The organism is Rhodopirellula maiorica SM1, from assembly GCF_000346295.1.
Classification (GTDB): domain Bacteria; phylum Planctomycetota; class Planctomycetia; order Pirellulales; family Pirellulaceae; genus Novipirellula; species Novipirellula maiorica.
This window is the reverse complement of record NZ_ANOG01000067.1, coordinates 1-1,093: the sequence shown is the minus strand read 5'-3', so window position 1 is coordinate 1,093 and position 1,093 is coordinate 1. Positions and strand designations below refer to the sequence as shown.

2 protein-coding genes are annotated in these 1,093 nt (G+C 54.2%); both read left to right on the top strand.

The genetic code is table 11. The features are described 5' to 3' along the window. Positions 1–636, top strand: a 636-nt coding sequence (locus tag RMSM_RS02085; protein ID WP_236621968.1) for a four helix bundle protein, incomplete at its 5' end; no start/stop codon positions are given. Beyond that, positions 629–1,093: efflux RND transporter permease subunit (locus tag RMSM_RS02080; RefSeq protein ID WP_008690829.1), on the top strand; the 465-nt coding region annotated here is incomplete at its 3' end. The genes RMSM_RS02085 and RMSM_RS02080, both read left to right, overlap by 8 nt.

Genomic DNA, 1,093 nt, shown 5'->3' with positions numbered 1-1,093 from the left:
ACGGAGAGAGGGAGAGAGGGAGATGATTCGTGGTTGAAGTTGTGCTGGATGACAAATACCAAAAATGAGGAGCTAGAGATGAGTGAGCGAATTAGGACGCATCGCGATCTGATTGTTTATCAGAAGTCGTTCGCGGCAGGGAAACGAATCTTTGAGTTGTCGAGATCGTTTCCTCGTGAGGAGATGTATTCGCTGACGGATCAGGTGCGCCGTTCATCACGAAGTGTGAGTGCCAACATTGCTGAAGCATGGCGGAAACGACGCTATGAGAATCACTTTTGTAGCACGATGAATGTTGCCGAGGCCGAAGCTGCCGAAACACAGGTTTGGATCGAGTACGCATCCGTGCACGGCTACCTCGACGCGGAAACGACGAAGCAGGCCATCGAGTTCTACGACGAAATCTTGAGAATGATTGTCGCGATGATTCACGATTCATCAAAGTGGTGCGTCGATTTTAAGCAGGGAGTGAAGGAGTCGGGAGCAGGGAAAGTGAAGGAGCCGCGGGTGAAGGAGAGTAGTACGAGCTACGGCTTGCAGAATGATTGTCCCGCAATTGATCAACAGCTTCTCCTAACTCCCACCTCCCCTTCTCCCAACTCCTTCACTCCCACCTCGGAGCGAAGCGATGCTTAACCTCCTCATCCGCTTCTGTGTTCGTGAACCTTGGCTTGTCCTGCTAATTGCGGTCGGGCTGTCGGTTGGCGGTTGGTTTGCTTATCAAGCCGTGCCTATCGATGCGATCCCGAATGTGGGCGAGAACCAAGTCATCGTGTTGACGCCGTGGCCGGGGCGATCGCCCAAAGACATCGAGGACCAAGTTACCTACCCGCTCAGCGTTTCGCTGTTGGCTGTGCCGGGGGCGGAATCGGTGCGTGGCAAAAGCATGTTCGGATACAGTTTTGTTCAAGTCACGTTTAAAGACGAGATCGATTTCTACTGGGCTCGCAGCCGTGTTGCAGAGCAACTTGGCAGCGCCGCATCACAATTGCCTGACGGTGTCGTTCCGCAACTTGGACCAGATGCCACCGGGCTTGGCCAGATCTACTACTACGTGCTGCGGCCGCCTGCGGAGGGGATGAGTCTGGCAGAG